This window comes from Nonomuraea sp. NPDC050022 (assembly GCF_044460705.1).
Classification (GTDB): domain Bacteria; phylum Actinomycetota; class Actinomycetes; order Streptosporangiales; family Streptosporangiaceae; genus Nonomuraea.
On the sequence record NZ_JBITKE010000013.1, the window covers coordinates 164,087 to 183,690 of the forward strand.

The window sequence follows — 19,604 nt, forward strand, 5'->3', positions numbered from 1 at the left end:
GGTCACTCCCCCGCTCCGTCACTCCCATCGGAACAGCGCCGCGGCCACCGCAGTGCCCGCCACGATTATCCCGGCAAGGATCATCATCGGGAAGAGGGCGGCGGCGCCGGTCCAGGCGGCGTTCAGCACGTCCACGCCCGGGGTCAGCGGCAGGTAGGCGCCGATAGCGCGCAGCGAGTCGGGCAGGGCCTCGCGGGGCACGGCCGCGCCCGCCAGGAAGAGCATCGGGAACTCGACCAGCATGCCGATCAGGCTCGCGCCCCTGGTGTTGCGCACGACCGCGGCGATTACGAAGCCGAGCGCGCAGACCATCACCGAGCACAGCAGGATGGCGACGGCCAGCAGGGGCACGTTCGCGGGTGGCCGCACGCCGAACACCACGATCGCGGCGACCACCAGCAGCGCCGAGCCGACCAGGGCCGCGGCGACCTGCGCCACCAACTGGGCGCCAAGCAGCAGAACCGGGGAGATCGGCGTGGTCCCCAGCCGCTTGAGCACCTTGCGCTCACGGTAGGAGGCCACGATGCCGGGCAGCGCGCCCAAGCCGCCGATGGCCGCGATCATCGCCATGTAGCCGGGGACCGCGCCGCTGTCACCGCGCTTGAGCACCAGCAGCATCAGCGGGAAGGCCATCATGAAGAACACCGAGGCGGGATCGCGCAGCAGCAGCCTCAGCTCGGTCGTGGTGAGCGCGGTGAACGCCTTCATTGGTCCGCTCCTTCCAGGGCGAAGTACGCCGTCATTGGTCCGCTCCTTCGAGGGCGAAGTACGCCTCTTCCAAAGAGGAGGTGCCGGTCCGGGCGATGATCTCGGCCGGGGTGCCCATGGCCCGGATCCGGCCGTGGGCGAAGACGGCCAGGCGGTCGCACAGAGCCTCGGTCTCGTCGAAGTAGTGGCTGACCAGCACCACGGTGGTGCCGGAGGTCTTCAGCTCCCGTACCAGCCGCCAGGTCTCCCGGCGGGCAACGGGGTCCAGGCCGGTGGTCAGCTCGTCCAGCACGACCACCTCGGGGTCGCCGACCAGGGCCAGGGCGAGCATCAACCGCTGCTTCTGCCCGCCGGACAGGTCGCCGTACGCCTTGCGCGCCAGAGGGGTCAGGCCCCAGCGCTCCATGACCTCCCGCCAGTCGGCGGGCTGGTGGTAGAAGGAGGCGAAGGCGTGCAGCGCCTCGGCGACCTTGATCCGCTCCGGCAGCGCGCTCTCCTGGAGCTGGGCGCCGACGCGCTGGGCCAGGGCCCGGCGCCGGCGCGCGGGGTCCTCACCCAGGACGCGCACGCTGCCTCCATCGGCGCGCCGCAGCCCGAGGAGGCATTCGACGGTGGTGGTCTTGCCCGCCCCGTTGTGGCCGGCGATGCCGAAGGTCTCCCCGGCGTGGACCGTGAACGTGACGCCGTCCACGGCGGTGGTGTCCCCGTACGTCTTGCGCAGGTCTGTCACCTCAATGGCTTCCATGCCTCAAGACTCCCGTCGGGGCGGGTCGCGCAACATCGCCCATCACGCCGCCCCGGCATCCTCCATCCGGGTGATGCGCGTCGGCGCGTTTCATTCGCTTTCGCGCTATGAAGGGATATGTGGAATCTGCCCGCTACTGGCGTTACCACGGGCTCGGTGGCCTGGATCTGATGCGCGCGCAGTTCGTCCAGCACCGGTTCGCCCGGCACAGCCACGAGACGTACGCGATGGGAACGCTGGAGGCCGGTCAGGAGGAGATCCGGTTCTCCGACGGCGTGCAGTACGCGGGGACGGACGAGGTCGTGGTGATCGAACCGGGCGTCGTCCACACGGGCGGGCCCCACACGACCGACGGATGGACGTACCGGGTGCTGTACCCGAGCGTCGAGCAGGTGCGGGAGGTCGCCGACGAGATCGGCGTGCCCGGCGGAACCCCGTCGTTCGAGCGGCGGGTGATCACCGACCCGCGGATGGCCCGGCGGGTGGCGGCCGCCCATCGCGTGGCGGAGTCCGGCGCGTCACTGGCCGCGGACTCCCAGCTCCACACGCTGCTGACCCTCATGCTCCGCGCGTACGGCACGCGCCGCCCGCAGCGCCAGGCCCGCCGGACCGGAAGGAGGAGCATGGCCCAGGTACGGGATCTGCTGCACGCGACAATGCCGGACCCGCCGGGCCTGACTGAACTGGCGGCGGTGGCAGAGGTCACGCCTTACGCCCTGCTGCGCTCTTTCCGGCACGCGTACGGCATGCCGCCGCACGCGTACGTGACCCAGCTGCGCGTCGCGAAGGCTCGTGAACTGCTGCGGCAGGGCATGCCGCCGGCGCAGGCGGCCGTCACGGTGGGGTTCTGCGACCAGTCGCACCTCTCGCGGCACTTCCGCCGCCTCGTCGGGGTTCCGCCGCGCGCCTACCAGCGTGGGGTGCAATAACGTCCAATCCTTCGCGTACGCCGCATATCTACCGTGCCCGCATGACGACCGACGAACGCGCTCTCCCCCTCGAACTCGACTCCTCCGCCATTCAGCGCCTGGGCCGGCACGCGGTGGACTTCCTGGCCGACTGGGTCCGCGACCTGGACTCGGCGCCCGCGAGCGACTACCGGCAGGCCGGACAACTGGTCACCACGTTGCGGCGCCCGCCCGGCGAAGGCCCCGGCGACTTCGCCGCCCTCCTGGAGCTCTTCCGCCAAGCCGCCGGGCAAGGCGTGGACACGGCCGGTCCAGGCTATCTCGCATACTTCCCGGCGGGCGGGCTGGTCACGGCGGCGCTGGCCGAACTGCTGGCCCAGACCGTCAACCGCTTCACCGGCGTGGCCCAGGTGGCGCCCGCGCTGGTCGCCATGGAGCACGGGGTGCTGACCTGGTTCTGCGACCGGTTCGGACTGCCGGAGGGCTCGGGCGGGCTGGTCACGACGGGCGCGTCGGTGGCGACGCTGTCAGCACTGCTCGCCGCCCGCCACGCCCACGGAGACGGCGGAGGCGACGGCGACGGCGACGGCGACGGCATGTTGTACGTGACCGAGCACACGCACTACTGCGTCGCCAAGGCCGCCCGCATCGCCGGCCTGCCCGCCGAGCGGATCCGTACCGTGCCCGCCACCGCGGACCTGCGCATGGACGTCTCGTCGGCGGCCACGATGATCGCCGCCGACCGCGCCGCGGGGCTACGCCCGTTCCTCCTGGTCGGCACCGCGGGAACCACCAGCTCCGGCACCATCGACCCACTTCCCGAGCTGGGCGAGCTGGCTCGCGAGGAGGGGCTGTGGTTCCACGTGGACGCCGCCTACGGTGGCGGGTTCCAGCTCACCGAGCGGGGCCGGGACCGGCTCGCCGGGATCGAGGCGGCCGACTCGATCGCGCTGGATCCGCACAAGAGCCTGTTCTTGCCGTACGGCACGGGCCTGCTCCTGGTGCGCGACCCCGCCGTACTGCATGCCGCCCACGCGGCCGACGCCCGGTACCTGCAGGACCTCAGCCCGGTGGACGACCTGCCCGACTTCGGCCACCTCGGGGTGGAGCTGACCCGGGAGTTCCGGGGGCTGCGACTGTGGCTGCCCCTGCATTTGCACGGCGTACGGGCCTTCGAACGGGAGCTGGACGAAAAGCTCGACCTCGCCGCCTATGTCCACCGCCAGCTCGCCCGGGACCCACGCTTCGAGGTGCCGTGGCAACCGGACCTGACAGTGGTGCTCTTCCGGCTGCGCGGAACGGACGAGGACAACAGGCGGCTCCTGGCCGAGATCAATTCCAGCCGGCGCGTGTATCTGAGCAGTACGGCCATCGACGGCAGGTTCTTCCTGCGCCTGTGCGTGCTCAGCTTCCGCACCCACGCGGACCGCGTCGAGGAGGCACTGGGAATTATCCGATCAGCGTGCTGACTCAAGGCGACGCCCCCGAATCGATATGACTTGAAAGGCATATGACTTCGATGGCATAGTGGGTGTGTGGACATTGACTGGCCAGTCGAGTTCGGCGCGTGGCTTGACCGGCTCGAAGCAGAAGCCCGTGCTGGCGACCAGCGATCGCGGCTGCTCCTGATGTTCACCGCCCGCGCCTTGGATCAGCTTCGGAATATGACTGGACCACTCACCCCGGATGCGGAAACGGCCACACTGCGGTGGGTTCGCCAGTCGCGCCGCCATCAGCTGTGGCGGGTGTCGCACGCCTACCATCCGGAGGTGGCGGTGCGATTGATCTGCTGGTTTCCACCGAACACCGGGAAGGTCGTCGTGGCCTTGTTCGCCGGCGACAAGGCCAAGCTGGGCGATCTGTTCTACGACAGCGTGGCCGCACGCGCGGACGGACTGATCGATCAGTGGAAACGGGAGACAGCGTTTGAGGAGAAGCCATGACCGAGCCTGACAACACTTTCGTCCGCGGCAACGAACACCTGGACCGACTGCTCGCCGATCCCGAACTCGCCGCTGACGTCGCCCAGGCGCACGAGGCGGCCGAGGAAATGGACCGCGCCTATGCCATGAACCTAGCGATGATCCGCAAAGCCGGACAGATGACCCAGGTCGAAGTGGCCAAGAGACTTGGCGTGGGACAAGCCGTGGTGTCCCGGTTGGAGAATCGCAGCGACATGCTGCTGTCCACCCTGTTCGACTACCTCACGGCGACGGGAGCCGAAGGCGCCAGCATCGTCGTGACCGTTCACGGACGCCGCATCGAACTGGACCTGGCGCAACTGCGCGCCGCTTCCTCCGACCAGCGATCAGCGTGATCCGTCACGATGCATCAGTCCATCCAGTGGAACCAGGCATCGAACACGCTGTACGGCGGGTCGCCAAGGTTTGTTTCCACCCGCAGCCCGGCCTCTAACGGCAAGCTGAGGACCTGAGAACCGAGCAAGGCGACATCGTGTCGATCGAGCGCCTGGCCGATCTGCCGAAACTCCTCCTCCCATCCCGGAGGAGCGGTGTCCGTGACCAGTGACAGAGCCGGTAGGCCGCTGCTACCGGCACCGTCAGGCCTCGATGATCGGATGTCGGGCTTGAAGAGTGCCGCCAGTGGAGCGAGTCGGCACAGCGTCAGGGGTAACCCTTCAACCTTCGTCCAGCCGCTCTCGGAACGGCACATCGATCCGTCGCGCTTGGTGATGAGGACCTCGACGTAGGACGCGTACCCAGAGCCGTAATGCCGGAACTCGGCATAGTCAACGCTCAACATAGGCATTCGGTCGAGATCGGCGATGACCCGCCGGAGGAACCCCTCAACAGAGACTTCTCCGCCGGCCCATGCTCCTTCCGCGCTTGCCAGTTGATCGTTCGCGGCGCTCCGGAGAGCCGCCGGGTCGGTTGCCAGCTTCCTGTTCACTCGTTCACCCCTCGGTCTGGCTTTCTGTCCGTTCGCCGCACAGTAGCCGGGACCGCCCGTCCGCTGGGCGGCCAAGGGCGTCAAGGTTGGACCCTGGGGCACGGTCCCGGAAGGCCAGGTCAAATACCGTGGGCGGGTTTTGGCGGCGTCACTGGGCGTCGTCATACCCGCGAGAGCAAGCGCCGCTGATAATACGGATTACTTCAGCTATTACCCCTTGACATCGTCCAATGTCCGGTTTCACAATGACCGAACTAATGCGCATTAGCAGGACGATAGGTGATACGCACAGTGACTGGTTCAGGGCGGCGTCTGACGCAGCAGGACATCGCGCGCATGACTGGAGTGAGCCAGACGACGGTGTCACTGGTGCTCAACGGGCGGGCCGACGGCGAGGTGCGGATCTCGCCCGAGACCCGCGACCGAGTACTCCAAGTAATCAGGGAGACCGGCTACGTCGCCGACCCGGCGGCGCGCGGGCTGGCCGAGCGGCGTAACCGCATCTACGGCGTGTTCACCTACGAGGCCGTCTTCCCGGCGGAAGGTGCTGATTTCTACCATCCGTTCCTGGTCGGCATCGAGGAGTGCGCTGAGGAGGCGGGCTGTGACCTGCTGCTGTTCACCAGTGCCAAGGTGGAGCAGGGTGAGCGGCGGCGGATCTTCAGTGGGGAGAGCCGGATTCGGCTGGCCGACGGATGCGTCCTGCTCGGCCGGACCATCGACCGGGACGACCTGTCTCGGCTGTTGACCGAAGGCATCCCGTTCGTTTCCGTCGGCCGTCGCGACGATGCCGGCGGGCCGGTGCCGTACGTCGGGGCCGACTACCCGCCCGCGATGCGCGCGCTGGTCGAGCGGGCGGCGGCGCTCGGGCACCGCCGGATGGCCTATGTCGGAGTGGGGGCGGGCGCGGAGTCCTTCGCCGACCGGCTGCGCGGTTTCACCGAAGGTGTGGCCGCGACCGGTGTCGAAGGGCTGCACCTGACCACCGCGGACGGGCTGTTCGACTCCGGTGCGACCGTGGTGTTCGCCGAGGAGCTGGCCGACGGCGTGGCCATCGTCGAGAGCGCCCGAGCCCGTGGCCTGGACGTGCCGCGCGACCTGTCCATTCTCGCGCTGGGCGCGTCCACCAGGCCGGTGTCGACCGACATCGACTTCGCCGGGTTCCGCATTCCGCGGCGGGAGATGGGGCGCAGGGCCGTCGAGTTGCTGACCGGGGTGCTGGAACGCGGTGGTGTTCCGCAGGAACTGCTGGCGTGCGAGCTGGTCGAGGGATCGACGTTGGCACCCGCACCCCGGACATGACGTTGGCACCCCCGCACAGCACCCCGCGCCCCGGACATGACCCTGGCCCCCGTACCTGACAGAGACCGCACTTCTGGCCCCCGTACCTGACACAGACCGTACTTGAGGAGAGGTAAAACCCCACGTGGTTGAGATATCGGCAGACGCGCTCGTCGTCGGCGGCGGGCTGGGCGGCGTGGCCGCCGCGCTGGCACTGCTGCGGGCCGGGCGCTCGGTGGTGCTCACCGAGGAGTACGACTGGCTGGGCGGACAGCTCACCAGCCAGGCCGTGCCCCCGGACGAGCACACCTGGGTGGAGCGGTTCGGCGTCACGGCTAGCTACCGCGCGCTGCGCGACGGCATCCGGCGCTACTACCGCGACCACTACCCGCTGACCGAGCGGGCGCGGGCGTGGCGGGAGCTGAACCCGGGCGCCGGGCATGTCAGCAAGTTGTGCCACGAGCCGCGGGTCGCCGTCGCGGTCATCGAGGAGATGCTGGCCCCGTACCGGGGGTCGGGCAGGTTACGCGTTCTGCAGCCGTACCGGCCAGTCGGGGCCGAGGTGGACGGCGACCGTGTCACGGCTGTGCGGCTCGCGCACCGCGACAGCGGCGACGAGATAACCGCGGTGGCGGCGTACGTGCTGGACGCCACCGAGACCGGCGAGCTGCTGCCGCTGGCCGGGGCCGAGTACGTGACCGGGTTCGAGTCGCGGGACGAGACCGGTGAGCCGAGCGCCCCGGCGACGGCGCAGCCGATGAACATGCAGGCCGTGTCCGTGTGCTTCGCGATCGACCACGTTGACGGCGACCACACCGTGGACAAGCCCGCCTCGTACGACTTCTGGCGCGCCTACCAGCCGCCCTTCTGGGGCGACCGGCTGCTGTCCTGGCGCTGCCCGAGCCCGCGGACGCTGGAGATCGTGGAGCGTTCCTTCACCCCGAACCCGGGTGACGACCCCCGCCTGGTGCAGGCCGACCAGCGGGTCAACCCGGGCGACGGCAACCTGTGGACGTTCCGCAGGATCGCCGCCCGCGACAACTTCCGGCCCGGCACGTACGACAGCGACATCACGCTGGTCAACTGGCCGATGATCGACTACCTGGAAGGGCCGATCATCGACGTGCCGGACGCCGATCGGCACCTGGCGGCGGCCCGCGAGCTGTCGATGTCGGTGATGTACTGGCTGCAGACCGAGGCCCCCCGCCACGACGGCGGCACCGGCTACCCGGGCCTGCGGCTGCGCGGCGACGTCACCGGCAGCGCCGACGGGCTCGCCCAGGCCCCCTACATCCGCGAGTCCCGGCGCATCCGGGCCCTGACCACCGTCACCGAACAGGACCTGTCCGTGGCGGTACGCGGCGACAAGGGCGCCGCCTCCTATCACGACTCGGTGGGCGTGGGCATGTACCGCATCGACCTGCACCCCTCGACCGGCGGCGACAACTACATCGACGTCGCCTGCTCCCCGTTCGAGATCCCTCTCGGGGCGCTGATCCCGCAGCGGATGACCAACCTGCTGCCCGCCTCCAAGAACATCGGCACCACCCACATCACCAACGGCGCCTACCGTCTGCACCCGGTGGAGTGGAACGTCGGCGAGGCGGCCGGCGCGCTCGCCGCCTTCTGCCTGGACCAGGCCACCACGCCGCACGCCGTGCGCGCGGACGGGCGGCTCCTGGCCGACTACCAGCACCGGCTCGCCGGCGACGGCGTGGAGCTGCGCTGGCCCGACGTCACCGGTTACTGACGTACAGCCGGTTACTGACGTACAAGGAGAATCCCCCATGAAAGCACCCGGGAAGCTGGCGGCCCTCACGCTGACCGCCCTCCTCACCCTCACCGCCTGCGGCGGCGGTGACGCCGCGCCGGCCGCGAAGGGCCCGCAGCCGCTGCGCATGTCGATCTGGACCTCCAACGAGGCCCACCTGAAGCTGTTCAAGGAGATCGCCGCCGAGTACCGCAAGTCCCACCCGCAGGTCGGCGAGATCACCTTCGACCCGATCCCGTTCGAGAACTACACGACCACGCTGACCACCCAGATCGCCGGCGGCAACGCCCCCGACCTGGCGTGGATCCTGGAGAACTCCGCCCCGGACTTCGTCGGCTCCGGCGCCCTCGTCCCGCTCAAGAGCAAGATCGAGAAGGCGGACGAGCTGGTCCCCGCAGCCACCCGGCTGTGGGAGAACGGCGGCGAGCTGTACGCCTACCCGTTCTCCACCTCGCCCTTCGGCATCTTCGTCAACACCGACCTGGTCAAGAGCGCGGGCCAGAAGTCGCCGCGCGAGCTGATCAAGGCGGGCCAGTGGGACTGGGAGCACGCCAACGAGATCAACAAGGCCGTCGCGGCGAAGGGTAAGAACGGTCTGACCATCCTCAACTTCGACTACAAGGCCTGGGACAACCTCGCCACCATCTGGCAGGGCTGGGGCGCCAAGGCGTGGAGCGACGACGGCGCCACCTGCCAGTTCAACTCGCCCGAGATGGTGGACGCCATGACGTTCGTGCACAAGGCGATCTTCACCGACAAGTCCATGCCGGGGCCGGGCACCGCCGTCGACTTCTTCTCCGGCGACACCACGATGGCCGTGGCCCAGATCTCCCGCGCCGCCATGCTGAAGGACGCGACGTTCAAGTGGGACCTGGTGCCGCTGCCCGCCGGGCCGAAGGGCAAGTACGCGGTCATGGGCCAGGCCGGGATCGGCGTGCTGAAGAAGTCGCCGAGGGCCGAGCAGGCCGCCGACTTCCTCGCCTACTTCACCAACGCCGCCAACTCCGCCAAGCTCGCCGCGTACTTCCCGCCCGCGCGTAGCTCCCTGCTGACCGCCGACACCATGGCCAAGACCAGTCCCATGCTGAACAGCGACCAGCTCCAGGAAGTGGTGATCGACGGCATCGAGAAGGGCGTGGTCAAGCCCGCCCACAAGGGGCAGGCCGAGCTCGCTCAGACCGCCAGGGCCGCGCTCGACCCGCTGTGGAAGCCGGACGCCGACGTCAAGGCGGTGCTGGACGGCGTGTGCGCGAAGATCCAGCCGTTGCTGGGCGGATGACGTGACGGTGACGGATCTGGGCAACCGGGTGGCCGAGCGCGCCGCCACCCGGCGCCGCCCCTTCTGGACGATCCCCCGGCGCGACGCCCTGGTCGGTTACCTGCTGATCTCGCCGCAGCTCGTGGGAAGCGCGCTGTTCGTCCTGCTGCCGCTCGGCCTGGTCGTCTACTACAGCCTCCAGGAGTGGAACGTACTGGCGGGCACGTTCGAGTTCGTCGGCGGCGACAACTACGCCAAGCTGCTCGCCGACCCGAAGATGGGACAGGTGCTGACCAGCACCGCGCTCTTCTCTGTCGGCCTGGTCGTGCTCAACCTCGCCCTCGCCCTGCTCCTGGCCATCCTGCTCAACCAGCGGCTGCGCGGCACCACGTTCTTCCGCACGCTGTTCTTCTCGCCGGTGCTGGTCTCGCTGGTCGCCTGGACCATCGTCTGGCAGTTCCTGCTCCAGCAGGACGGCGGCGTCAACGGCGTGCTCGGCGTGGTGGGCGTGGACGGTCCCAACTGGCTGCGCGGCGAGACCACCTCCCTGCTGTCGGTCATCGTCGTCCAGGTCGTCAAGAACGTGGGCCTCAACATGGTCCTGTTCCTGGCCGCGCTCCAGGGCGTGCCGCGCCAGCTGTACGAGGCGGCGCAGCTCGACGGCGCCGGCGCCTGGATCCGGTTCGTGCGCATCACGGTGCCCCTGATCAGCCCGACGATCCTGCTCACCTCGATCGTCACCGTGGTCGGGTCGCTGCAGGTGTTCGCCCAGATCGCCGTGCTCACCCAGGGTGGGCCAGGTATGTCCACCACCGTCCTCGTCTACTACCTGTACCAGCAGGCCTTCCAGTTCCGGCACCTCGGCTACGGCGCCGCCCTGTCGGTCCTGCTGTTCCTGATCGTCGCGGCGCTGACGTTGCTGCAATGGCGGCTGCGCCGGAGGTGGGTCTTCCATGAGTCGTAGGGTCAAGCTCGCGTTGTACGCGCTGCTGTGCGTGTTGTGCGTGCCGTTCGTCTTCCCGACCTGGTGGATGGTCACCTCGTCGGTGAAGCCGATCAGCGACATCTTCGCCTTCCCGCCCGCGCTGGTGCCCTCCCGGTTTGACTTCTCCACTTATAGCCGGGTCTTCGAGCTGCAGCCGTTCGGACAGCAGTACTTCAACAGCCTCTACATCGCCGCGGTGGTGACCGTCGGCACGATGGCGGTGGCGGCGATGGCCGGCTACGCCTTCGCCCGCGTCCGCTTCCCCGGCCAGAACGTGCTCTTCCTGGTCGTGCTCGTCGGCCTGCTGATCCCCAGCGAGGTGACGATCGTCCCGCTGTTCCAGATGTTCCACACCCTGGGGATGACCGACACGCACTGGCCGCTGATCCTGGTGCCGATCCTGGGCGCGCCCAGCGTGCTGGCGACGTTCATCATGCGGCAGTTCTTCATCACGCTGCCCGGCGAGTTGGAGGAGGCCGCCAGGGTCGACGGGCTCGGCCGCTTCGGCACCTTCTATCGGGTGGCGTTGCCGCTGGCCAGGCCGGCGCTCGGTGCCGTCGCCATCTTCACGTTCCTGCACTCGTGGAACCTGTACCTCGAACCGATCGTGTTCCTGTCGACCCCGTCGAAGTTCACCCTGCCGCAGGCGCTCACCCAGTTCGTCGACGCCTACGGCTCGCCCCTGTGGAACGTACAGCTGTCCGCCGCCACGATGACCGCCCTCCCCATCCTGGTCGTCTTCGTGCTGGCCCAGCGGCAGTTCATCGAGGGGCTCGCGCACACCGGTCTGAAAGGCTGATCATGCTCTCTCGCCGCACCCTCCTCCGAGCCACCGCCTTGCTCCCGGTGGCCGCCACCCCCCTGCTCGTGCCCGGCACCTCGTTCGCGGCGGTCCCCGACCTGCCGCCGCTGTCCACCCTGAATCGCGCGTCGTTCTCCCCCCAGGAGCAGCGCTTCGCGCCGTACCTGGCCACCCTCGCGCCCATGGTCAACGACATGGACGACAGCGGCTTCTTCGCCGGCGGCTGGTGGCGCTCGCCGGCGGCGTCGTACAACGCCCGGGTGCAGGAGCACGTCTTCACGCTGGCCTGGTTCTACGCCAACGCCCGCCCGTGGAATCCGTACGCCGGGAACGCGAACCTGCTGGCCGCGCTCGACGCGGCGCTCGGCCACTACCTCTCGCTCCAGCACCCCGACGGCTCCTTCCCCGAGTACAGCCGCAACGAGCACGGCCTGGCGCCCACCGGGTTCGGCATCGGCTACCTGGCCAAGACCCTGCGGATCCTGCGCGCGGCCAAGGTGCTGCCCGCACGGCAGACCCAGCTCACCGCCGCGTTGCACACGGCCATGACCTGGTTCCTGGACCCCACCAACCACAGCGTCTGGCAGGAACCCCTCGGCTACGCCAACCAGACCACCTCGGGCCTGGCCGGGGCCGCGCTCGCGCTCAAGCTCGACCCAGACCCCGCGCTGGCCAAGGGCCTGACCGAGGCGTTCCCCCGGCTCGCCGCGACCGGCTTGAGCACCGCCGGCTTCTTCCACGAGAAGGGGGGCCACGACATGAACTACAACTTCGAGGTCATGCTCCCCGAGATGGCCGACGCCTACCAGCAGACCGCAGACCTGAACCTGGTGAACATGGCCCGCGCCTTCACCGGCTTCCTGTCCTACAACCTGCTGCGCGAGCCCGACGGCGCCGGGTACATGGTCAACGTCGCCCCCTCCACCCGCACCAGCGCCCGCTGGTACGACGAGGTCCGGCCCGACCCCGACAGGACCGCGCTCAACTGGACGTTCATCCGCCAGGTGCCGCTGCTGTCGGCCTTCCTGACCGCCCGCGAGGACCTCGCCGAGGCCCGCGCCGCCTGGGCCGGCTCCACCGAGCCGGTGACGCCGCTCGCCAAGCAGGACACCTCACCGCGCATCCTCACCCACGGCCTCTACGGCGAAGGGTTCCCCACCAGACGGCAGCGGGCCGCCGCCATCGCGGACCTGCCCTACCTGCGCTCCGACAACTTCGTCGAGCTGCGCGAGGACCGCGGCCAGGACTTCCTGTACGTCCGCAAGCCCGGCCTGTACCTGGGCGGCTACTTCGGCGAGCGCGCCTCCCTCGCCCGCACCGGCCTGACCTTCCTGTGGCATCCCGAAGCCGGCACGATCATCTGCGGGCTCAACGACAACAACTACGCCTGCTGGGCCACCGTCTTCCCCGGCCAGGCGCCCGACTCCAACGGCCCCCTGCCCGCCACCTACTTCCACGGCGCCCCCGGTGGCAAGGAGTGGACCGGCGGCCCGCCCCCCGCCGCCTTGGGCATCCGCTACAGCAACGCGAACGTCACCACGGACGTCCTGGTCACCCGCCGGACGATCCGGCGCACGGTCAAGGCGAACGCCGCCGCCACCGAGCAGATCCCCCTCGTCCTCCATCCCACGGACGTCCTCACTTTCACCAACGGCACGCAGGCCACGTTCGGCGGCTCGACCACGGCCACCGCCGACGGCTTCGACATCCGCCGGGGCCGCACCACGATCCGTTTCCGCTGGGGCACCCCTATGGAGGCGACCGTCGCGGCCGGCTCCGTACGCTACTTCCGCGACGGCGCCCGGCGCTTCCACGCCCTCCGCATCCCTCACCAGGGCACGTTCGATCTCACGGTCATCGTGGGATGACGCGACTGACGGGCCGGGGTACTCCGGCCCGTCCTCCGGTGGCCGGCGCTCTAAAGTGAGCCGGATGGAGAACGTGTGATTCGGGCCGCGACACCCGAAGACATGCCCGCCGTACGGAAGGTCGCCAAGAGGTTCGGCCTGCTGGCCGGATGGTCTGGCACACCCGATTTCCTCGACGCCGAGCGCTCTTTCGGCATGCTCCTCTTCGCCGTGGACGAGGCCGGTGGAGCGCTCGGCTTCGGTGGCACACTCCGACGTGGCCCCCTCACCCACCTGGGCGATCTGTTCGTGCTGCGCGAGCATCAGTCCTCAGGGGTGGGCCGGACGATGCTCACGGAGTTGCTCTCCGAACACGGGCCGAAAGTGACGTTCGCCTCGTCTGACCCCCGCGCCATGGCCCTGTACGTCCGGCACGGACTGCGTCCCTGGGTCCCGCTGCTCTACCTGACCGGGCCGACGGCGAAGCTGCCCACGCCCCCGGTGCGGCGAACGGCTGCGGACGACATCGCGGAGCTGGACGCCCGCGCCTCCGGAGGGGTACGGCGCGCCACGCTTGCCTGGTACGCCGCCCTGCCGGGCGTCACTGTGTACGCCACGGACCGTGGTTACGCCGCTGCCCGCCGGACCGGCCACGATGTCGTCATCGGCCCGGGCGGCGGGGTCACCCCACAGGACTGCGCGGACGCGGTGCTCGGCGCCCTCGCCGCCACCCAGGCGCGCACCGCCCAGATCGCGGTCCCGGGGACGCATCCCCTCGTGCCCATGCTGCTCGGCGCCGGTTGGCGCATCGCGGACATGGACACCTTGATGGCCGACGACGCCGGCCTCGACCTGATCCAACCGGACCGCTACGTCCCCCATCCGGACCTCGGCTGAATCGCCGGTTCAAGGACAGGCCCCGTGCGGGTTGGCGGCCGTACCCTCGGTGCTGAGCAGGACGACCACCGAGGTCGGACCGAGCCCGAGCGTCACACGACGCTCGTCGGCGCCCTCCCCGGCGAGCACCGCGCGGACACCGGCGAGCGCGGCGGCCCCGCACGGGCCCGCGGAGACACCGAGGTCCGCCAGATCACCGGCCGCGCGAGCGGCCGCGGCGTCAGTGATGGCGACCGCGGCGTCCAGCCCGCCGTACAGGTAGGGCCAGGCGATGCTGGACGGGGTGCCGCAGTTCAGCCCGGCCATGGCGGTCGGGCCGGTGGTGACGCTGACGGGTTCGCCATGGGTAAGGCTTTCGATGACGCAGGCCGCGGCTTCCGGCTCGACCGACAGCAAGGCCGGCGCCGGTGCGGACGAACGACCGCGGTAGTGAGTGACCACGGCCTGGGCCAGGGAGCCGACGCCCACCGGGACGGCGACGAGCCCGGGCGCCGTGGCTCCGGCGGCGGCGAGCTGCTCGTCGATTTCGACGCAGAGGGTGGAGTAGCCCTCGACGATCCAGCTCGGGATCGTCTCGTAGCCGGGCCAGGCGGTGTCCTGGATCAGGATCGCGTCGGCGGTGGCGGCTGCCTCGGCCGCTTGGTGTACGGCGTCGTCGTACGAGCCCGGAACCCGGGTGACCTCCGCCCCCTCGGCGGCTATGGCCGCCACGGCGTCCGGATGGACATCCCGGGGGACGAAGATGTGCGCGCGCCGGCCGAGCAGCCGCGCCGTCCTGGCCACGGCACGGCCGTGGTTGCCGTCGGTGGCGCTGACCAGCGTGACGGGCTCCGCGGCGGTACGCTCCGCCAGGGCCCGGTGTACCGCCCAGGAAGCGCCCAGCGCCTTGAAGGCCGGCAGCCCAAGGCGGGACGACTCGTCCTTGACGAACACTCGACCGACCGCCAGCTCGGTGGCCAGGGACGGAAGTTCGGTCAGTGGGGTGGGCGCGTAGCCGGGTATGGCGGCGTGGAAGTCCCGCACGCCGGCCGGGGCGGGCGCGCAGGTCCAGGACCGGGCGGCGGGCCGGGCGAACCACGGCAGGGTCGTCGTGGAAGAAGCGTCATCTAGCACGTTCTCAGCCTGTGGCCCTTGTCAATCATTGGTCCAGCGAATGCGGAAATCGGACCTCTGTCGCAGACGGGAATCGGCCCTGTCCAGCCGTCCAATCTGTCGGGAGCATGGCTCATGTACTCCCTATGACTTCTGAAAGAGGACGGACCATCGTGGACAGCGCTATGACGAGCCCGAACGCGTGCCACCTCGCTACCGCGTCGGGCGGTGAGCACTGATGCCGACGGCGGTGCTACTCGCCCTGGCCGCCGCCGCCCTGTACGGCGCCTCGGACTTCCTCGGTGGGCTGCTGTCGCGCCGTACCCACTACGCGCTGGTCGGGCTCGTCGGGCAGTCCGCCGCCGCGATCGGCGGCCTGGCCGCCGCCCTCGCCGTCAGCGCCCACCCCAGCATGGGCGCGATCGGATGGGGGATCGGCGCCGGGCTCGGCGGGGCGGTCGGGACGCTGGCCCTCTACCGTGGCCTTTCCCGGGGACGGATGAACGTGGCCGGGCCGCTGTCGGCCGTCGGCGCGGCCGGTCTGCCCATTCCGGTCGACCTGCTGTCCGGCGGGGAGTTCAGGGGGCTCGCGGTTCTCGGCGTCGCCCTGGCCATCCCCGGGATCTGGCTGGTCGCCGCGCAGCCGGGCAAGCGCGGCGGTGACAGTGCGGGTGGTGCTGGGGTGGTCGAAGGGCTGCTGGCCGGGCTCGGTTTCGCCGCCCTGTTCGTCTGCCTCGGCCAGGCCGGGGACACAGCCGGCCTGTGGCCGGTGGCCGCGAGCCAGCTGTCGGCCGTCGTGGTCCTGGCTGTCTACGCGCTGGCCGGCCGTCGGGGCCGGCAGGCGCGGGCGGCCCAACCCGCCGACGCGACCCAACCTGTCGAAGCGGCCCAACCTGTCGAAGCGGCGCGGACCGCTGGAGCGGCACGGACCGCTGGAGCGGCACGGACTACCGGCGCGGCGCGGGTGCCGTGGGCGGCGCGGGTGCCGTGGGCCGCGGTTTGGACTGGGGTCCTGGGGGTGGGCGCGACCGTTCTGTACTTCCTGTCCACCCGCGAGGCGACACTCACCGTCTCCGCCGTCATCACCTCCCTCTACCCCGCTTTCACGGTCGCCCTGGCCGCCGTGGTGCTGCGGGAGCGGACCAGCCTGGCGCACGCCGCGGGGCTGCTGTTGTGCGCGGCCTCCGTCGGCGCCTTCGCCGCCGGGTGAGCCCTGGCCACTACCCATGATCAGGTAGTGGCCTTCGCCAGAACGCTTCAGCGACCGAGCATCAGGTCAGTCGCAGTGTTCGAAGGGGCTGGTGTACGTGCTGCTGCCGACCGAGCCGCCCCACTTGACGCACTTTCCGGGAGCGCTGAGTTTCACCGGCCCCGCGTAGTAGGCGAAACTGCCCGAGTCGGTCCTTCTGGTTGCCCCTTGCGGCTCCAGGAAGGCCGATACCGCCGACGCCTTACCGAGGTTCGTCGTCTTCAGCGTCGCGACGCAGTTGGTGCCGTTGCCCGAGTTGTACAGCAGGTAGGTGCGGCCACCCGTCAGAGCGGCTGAGTCGATGACGGTGAAACCGCTGCCGCAGACACTCTCGGGGGTGTTGGGGTTGGGAGTGCCGCCCCCGCCGCAACCGTTGGTGCTCTTGATGGCCTTCTTCGTGCCCAAGGACACGGTCACGCCCTCAACGGTCGGGCTGGTGTCCATCGCGCCGGAGGAGGTGCGCTGTTCGTAGTGCAGGTGGGGAGCCTTGGAGCCGCCCGTCGAGCCGACGGTCCCGATCACGGTGCCCTGGCTGACGGTCATGGAGCTGCCAGCCGACTTCACCTGGGTCGCGAGGTGGGCGTACCGGGTCCTGGTGCCGTCACTGTGACGGATCTCCACCCACCTGCCGTAACTGGTGTTTCCCGCGTTGTAGAACGTCGCGGTGCCCGCGGCGGTGGCCCGTACGGTCTCACCGTTGATGGGATCGCTTCCATAGTTCTGCCAGTCGATGGAGCCCGATGGGTTGTGGGCGGGGGTCCCGGTCCAGTTGTTGGCGTTGAAGGTCTTCCCACAGTTGAACGGGCTCTTGTGGGACACGGCCATGACGCTGGTGCTCTGCGCTGAGGCGGCCTGGGGAATCAGCGCTGCCGCCGCGAAAGTGACTGACACAGCAAGGACGGCAAGTTTAAGCGTCTTCGGCCAGGTCGGCCTGCCGGTTGCAAGCATGCTCACTTCTCTCTGAACAGGTGCGTATGGGGGGATACGGTTAGGCGCCCAGTTCCTTGATGCCAAGAGTCCTGTGGGGACAGGACTACGTCGGCGGCATGGTGATCCCGTTCTATCGGAAGGGAAGGCCGCCTTCAGGGCGAACGGTCGACATAAGAAGCAGACCGTAATCGAGGGCCCGCATATCACCCGCATAACCCCCGCATAGCGCATCGCTAAGAGGTGGGTTGCCGAGCGGCGGCGTCGGGCCGCCGCGCCCGGAACCTGCCCTGGGTGACGGCGAGGACCGCGCCGACGAGGAGCACGGCCGCTCCCGTGGCCTGCACCGTATCGAAGGACTCACCCAGGAACACGGCCGAGCACGCGGTCCCGACGACGGGCACGACGAACATCATGATGGACGCCGACGCGGGACCCACGGCGTGAATGCCCCGGTAGTAGAGCAGGTTCGCCACGGCGGTCGGGCCGAGCGCCACGAAGACGACGTTCAGCCAGACGTAGGCGGGCACATCCTGCCAGGCGACCTCGGTGGCCGCCGGCGCGCTGTAGATCGCCAGCAGCACCGCCCCGCTCAGCGTCGCGTACGTCGTCGCCTTGAGCGGCTCGATGCCGGCGAGTACGCGGCGACCGGACAGCGTGAACGCCGCCCAGCAACAGGCGCTGAGCAGGAACAGCAGATCACCGGCGAGCCGGGCCTGGCCCGCGCCCGCGGCTCCGGCCGAACCCGCGAAGAAGATCAGTGCGCCGACCGCTCCGGTCGCCAACCCGGCCACCCGCGCCACCGACGCGTTCTCCTGTCGGGTGATCAGCAGAAAGGCGGTGGTCAGCACGGGACTCATGACCGGGACGATGCTGCTTCCGTCGATCGCCGGCGCGAGTGACAGCCCCCAGAAGAAGAACAGGTTGTAGGCGAAAACCCCGATCACGCCCGCCCCGGCGGCCCGTACCCAGTCCCGTGTCGACGACCGCCGGCGGGCACCACCGAGTTGCCGGGACAACCGCAGGGCGACCAGGAGTGCCAGAGCTCCACCGCCGAAACGCAACGTCGCGACCACGGAGTGGGGCAGGTGATCCACGATCACCTTGGAGCTGCTGAAGCCGCTTCCCCACAACAGCATCGTCGTGGCCAGCAGTAGGTAGGGCCGGGTCCGGCCCGCGCCACTCGTTTCCGTGTCCGCCATGGGGAACCTCCGCAACGCGTCTTTCCGCGCCCGAGGATCGAGGAGGCGGGCGCGACAGCAGCGACCATCCTGTGCTCCAGGCGAAAGGCCGGTCTTGTACGCTCGTGCGCCGCGAGTCGTACGCACAGGGAACGAGGTGATGACGAGATGACCGGCAGGGGCCACGCGGCCCGGGAATGGACCAGCTATTGGCGCTCGGCCGAGATGCCGCTGGAGGCCATGTACGCGCGCTTCCTCAGCCACCGCTATCACCGCCACAGCCACGAGACCTACTCCTTCGGTGTCACCGAGCAGGGCGCGCAGACCTTCACCTGCCGCGGCGCCGGGCATACGAGCGCGGCCGGGATGGTCATGGTGTTCAATCCCGACGAGGTCCACGACGGGCATGCGGCCCACGAGCTGGGATTCACCTATCGGATCGTGCACATCGGCCAGGAGCTGATCACCGACGTCCTCACCGACGTGACGCAGCGTCCCGCCGGATTGCCGCTGTTCGCCAGCCCGGTCCTCGACTCTCCCGCCCTGGCGACGCGGCTACGCGACCTGCACACCGCGCTGCTGGGCGGCGCCGACCCGCTCGAGCGCGACGAACTGCTCTCCGGCACGATCGCCGCCCTTGTCCGCCTCGCCGCGCGCAGGCCCCCCGAACCACCCGCCACCCTCCGCGCGGCCACTGCCGCTTATCTCGCCGCGAGGGCCCGCGAGCTGATCGACGACTGCTACAGCGAGCCGATCAACGCCGACGACCTCGCGGCCTGGACCGGCTCCAGCCGGTACGCCGTCTACCGGGCCTTCCGCACGACGTACGGGCTGGCGCCCAGCGACTACCAGCGCCAACTGCGCCTGCGTGCCGCTCGCCGCCTGCTCGCCCGGGGACGGCCCGCGGCCCGGGTCGCGAGCGAGGTCGGATTCACCGACCAGGCCCATCTCACTCGTTGGTTCACCCGCTCGTACGGCGTCACGCCCGCCCAATACCGCCTGGCGAGGGCCTGAGGCTCGCCACGCTGATGCCGCTGCCGACG

Annotated in this window: 19 protein-coding genes; 13 read left to right on the top strand and 6 right to left on the bottom strand. The window is 69.7% G+C overall.

Features of this window, described 5'->3' with window-relative positions:
- Window positions 1-18: 18 nt before the first annotated feature.
- Both ACIBO2_RS44950 and ACIBO2_RS44955 read right to left on the bottom strand, forming a co-directional pair.
- A complete protein-coding gene (locus ACIBO2_RS44950) occupies window positions 19-708 on the bottom strand; it encodes an ABC transporter permease (RefSeq protein ID WP_358532677.1) in 690 nt (229 codons plus the stop codon).
- A 31-nt stretch (window positions 709-739) separates the two neighbouring features.
- Window positions 740-1,453: an ABC transporter ATP-binding protein gene (locus tag ACIBO2_RS44955; RefSeq protein ID WP_358532680.1), complete on the bottom strand. Its 714-nt coding sequence runs from the start codon at window positions 1,451-1,453 to the stop codon at window positions 740-742.
- A gap of 119 nt (window positions 1,454-1,572) precedes the next feature.
- Between ACIBO2_RS44955 and ACIBO2_RS44960 the strand changes: the two genes are divergently transcribed.
- The 4 genes from ACIBO2_RS44960 to ACIBO2_RS44975 all read left to right on the top strand — a co-directional run bounded on the left by ACIBO2_RS44960 (window position 1,573) and on the right by ACIBO2_RS44975 (window position 4,678).
- Window positions 1,573-2,382, top strand: a complete 810-nt coding sequence (locus ACIBO2_RS44960) for an AraC family transcriptional regulator (RefSeq protein ID WP_358532683.1) — start codon at window positions 1,573-1,575, stop codon at window positions 2,380-2,382.
- A 41-nt stretch (window positions 2,383-2,423) separates the two neighbouring features.
- Window positions 2,424-3,830, top strand: coding sequence for a pyridoxal phosphate-dependent decarboxylase family protein (locus ACIBO2_RS44965; protein ID WP_397304232.1), 1,407 nt, complete (start codon window positions 2,424-2,426; stop codon window positions 3,828-3,830).
- Between the two features lie 66 nt (window positions 3,831-3,896).
- On the top strand, window positions 3,897-4,304 hold the full coding sequence (locus ACIBO2_RS44970) for a hypothetical protein (protein ID WP_358532688.1): 408 nt from the start codon (window positions 3,897-3,899) through the stop codon (window positions 4,302-4,304).
- Window positions 4,301-4,678: a helix-turn-helix domain-containing protein gene (locus tag ACIBO2_RS44975; RefSeq protein WP_357939483.1), complete on the top strand. Its 378-nt coding sequence runs from the start codon at window positions 4,301-4,303 to the stop codon at window positions 4,676-4,678. The genes ACIBO2_RS44970 and ACIBO2_RS44975 overlap by 4 nt, the downstream gene beginning before the upstream one ends.
- A gap of 14 nt (window positions 4,679-4,692) precedes the next feature.
- Here ACIBO2_RS44975 and ACIBO2_RS44980 read toward each other — a convergent pair whose 3' ends face one another.
- Window positions 4,693-5,271, bottom strand: a complete 579-nt coding sequence (locus tag ACIBO2_RS44980) for a hypothetical protein (RefSeq protein ID WP_358532690.1) — start codon at window positions 5,269-5,271, stop codon at window positions 4,693-4,695.
- Between the two features lie 291 nt (window positions 5,272-5,562).
- On the opposite strand from ACIBO2_RS44980, the gene ACIBO2_RS44985 reads away from it, so the two are divergent.
- The 7 genes from ACIBO2_RS44985 to ACIBO2_RS45015 all read left to right on the top strand — a co-directional run bounded on the left by ACIBO2_RS44985 (window position 5,563) and on the right by ACIBO2_RS45015 (window position 14,112).
- Window positions 5,563-6,573, top strand: coding sequence for a LacI family DNA-binding transcriptional regulator (locus tag ACIBO2_RS44985; protein ID WP_397304233.1), 1,011 nt, complete (start codon window positions 5,563-5,565; stop codon window positions 6,571-6,573).
- A gap of 124 nt (window positions 6,574-6,697) precedes the next feature.
- A complete protein-coding gene (locus ACIBO2_RS44990; RefSeq protein WP_358532696.1) occupies window positions 6,698-8,302 on the top strand; it encodes an FAD-dependent oxidoreductase in 1,605 nt (534 codons plus the stop codon).
- Between the two features lie 37 nt (window positions 8,303-8,339).
- A complete protein-coding gene (locus ACIBO2_RS44995; protein WP_397304234.1) occupies window positions 8,340-9,602 on the top strand; it encodes an ABC transporter substrate-binding protein in 1,263 nt (420 codons plus the stop codon).
- A gap of 1 nt (window position 9,603) precedes the next feature.
- Entirely contained in the window at window positions 9,604-10,545 is a 942-nt protein-coding gene (locus ACIBO2_RS45000) for a sugar ABC transporter permease (protein ID WP_358532702.1), read from the top strand.
- On the top strand, window positions 10,535-11,365 hold the full coding sequence (locus ACIBO2_RS45005; protein ID WP_358532705.1) for a carbohydrate ABC transporter permease: 831 nt from the start codon (window positions 10,535-10,537) through the stop codon (window positions 11,363-11,365). The genes ACIBO2_RS45000 and ACIBO2_RS45005 overlap by 11 nt, the downstream gene beginning before the upstream one ends.
- Before the next feature lie 2 nt (window positions 11,366-11,367).
- Window positions 11,368-13,236: a hypothetical protein gene (locus tag ACIBO2_RS45010; RefSeq protein WP_358532708.1), complete on the top strand. Its 1,869-nt coding sequence runs from the start codon at window positions 11,368-11,370 to the stop codon at window positions 13,234-13,236.
- Window positions 13,237-13,311: 75 nt separating this feature from the next.
- Window positions 13,312-14,112 carry a GNAT family N-acetyltransferase gene (locus ACIBO2_RS45015; protein ID WP_358532711.1) on the top strand — a complete coding sequence of 267 codons (801 nt, stop codon included), beginning with the start codon at window positions 13,312-13,314 and terminating at the stop codon, window positions 14,110-14,112.
- A 9-nt stretch (window positions 14,113-14,121) separates the two neighbouring features.
- Here the strand turns inward: ACIBO2_RS45015 and ACIBO2_RS45020 are convergent, their stop codons facing one another.
- Window positions 14,122-15,225, bottom strand: coding sequence for a diaminopropionate ammonia-lyase (locus tag ACIBO2_RS45020; RefSeq protein WP_358532713.1), 1,104 nt, complete (start codon window positions 15,223-15,225; stop codon window positions 14,122-14,124).
- Between the two features lie 217 nt (window positions 15,226-15,442).
- Between ACIBO2_RS45020 and ACIBO2_RS45025 the strand changes: the two genes are divergently transcribed.
- Window positions 15,443-16,414, top strand: coding sequence for an EamA family transporter (locus ACIBO2_RS45025; RefSeq protein ID WP_397304235.1), 972 nt, complete (start codon window positions 15,443-15,445; stop codon window positions 16,412-16,414).
- A gap of 66 nt (window positions 16,415-16,480) precedes the next feature.
- Here the strand turns inward: ACIBO2_RS45025 and ACIBO2_RS45030 are convergent, their stop codons facing one another.
- Entirely contained in the window at window positions 16,481-17,344 is an 864-nt protein-coding gene (locus tag ACIBO2_RS45030) for a M23 family metallopeptidase (RefSeq protein ID WP_397304236.1), read from the bottom strand.
- Between the two features lie 272 nt (window positions 17,345-17,616).
- A complete protein-coding gene (locus ACIBO2_RS45035) occupies window positions 17,617-18,582 on the bottom strand; it encodes a DMT family transporter (protein ID WP_358532722.1) in 966 nt (321 codons plus the stop codon).
- Window positions 18,583-18,729: 147 nt separating this feature from the next.
- Between ACIBO2_RS45035 and ACIBO2_RS45040 the strand changes: the two genes are divergently transcribed.
- Complete coding sequence (locus tag ACIBO2_RS45040) at window positions 18,730-19,575, top strand: AraC family transcriptional regulator (protein WP_397304237.1); 846 nt, start codon at window positions 18,730-18,732, stop codon at window positions 19,573-19,575.
- The last annotated feature ends 29 nt before the right edge of the window (window positions 19,576-19,604 follow it).

Excerpts from the sequence above, each read along its gene's own strand:
- ACIBO2_RS45005 (WP_358532705.1), top strand. The coding sequence starts at position 10,535 with ATGAGTCGTAGGGTCAAGCTCGCGTTGTACGCGCTGCTGTGCGTGTTG.
- ACIBO2_RS44965 (WP_397304232.1), top strand. The coding sequence starts at position 2,424 with ATGACGACCGACGAACGCGCTCTCCCCCTCGAACTCGACTCCTCCGCC.
- ACIBO2_RS45025 (WP_397304235.1), top strand. The coding sequence starts at position 15,443 with ATGCCGACGGCGGTGCTACTCGCCCTGGCCGCCGCCGCCCTGTACGGC.
- ACIBO2_RS44995 (WP_397304234.1), top strand. The coding sequence starts at position 8,340 with ATGAAAGCACCCGGGAAGCTGGCGGCCCTCACGCTGACCGCCCTCCTC.
- ACIBO2_RS44950 (WP_358532677.1), bottom strand. The coding sequence starts at position 708 with ATGAAGGCGTTCACCGCGCTCACCACGACCGAGCTGAGGCTGCTGCTG.
- ACIBO2_RS44955 (WP_358532680.1), bottom strand. The coding sequence starts at position 1,453 with ATGGAAGCCATTGAGGTGACAGACCTGCGCAAGACGTACGGGGACACC.
- ACIBO2_RS45035 (WP_358532722.1), bottom strand. The coding sequence starts at position 18,582 with ATGGCGGACACGGAAACGAGTGGCGCGGGCCGGACCCGGCCCTACCTA.
- ACIBO2_RS45040 (WP_397304237.1), top strand. The coding sequence starts at position 18,730 with ATGACCGGCAGGGGCCACGCGGCCCGGGAATGGACCAGCTATTGGCGC.
- ACIBO2_RS45010 (WP_358532708.1), top strand. The coding sequence starts at position 11,368 with ATGCTCTCTCGCCGCACCCTCCTCCGAGCCACCGCCTTGCTCCCGGTG.
- ACIBO2_RS44975 (WP_357939483.1), top strand. The coding sequence starts at position 4,301 with ATGACCGAGCCTGACAACACTTTCGTCCGCGGCAACGAACACCTGGAC.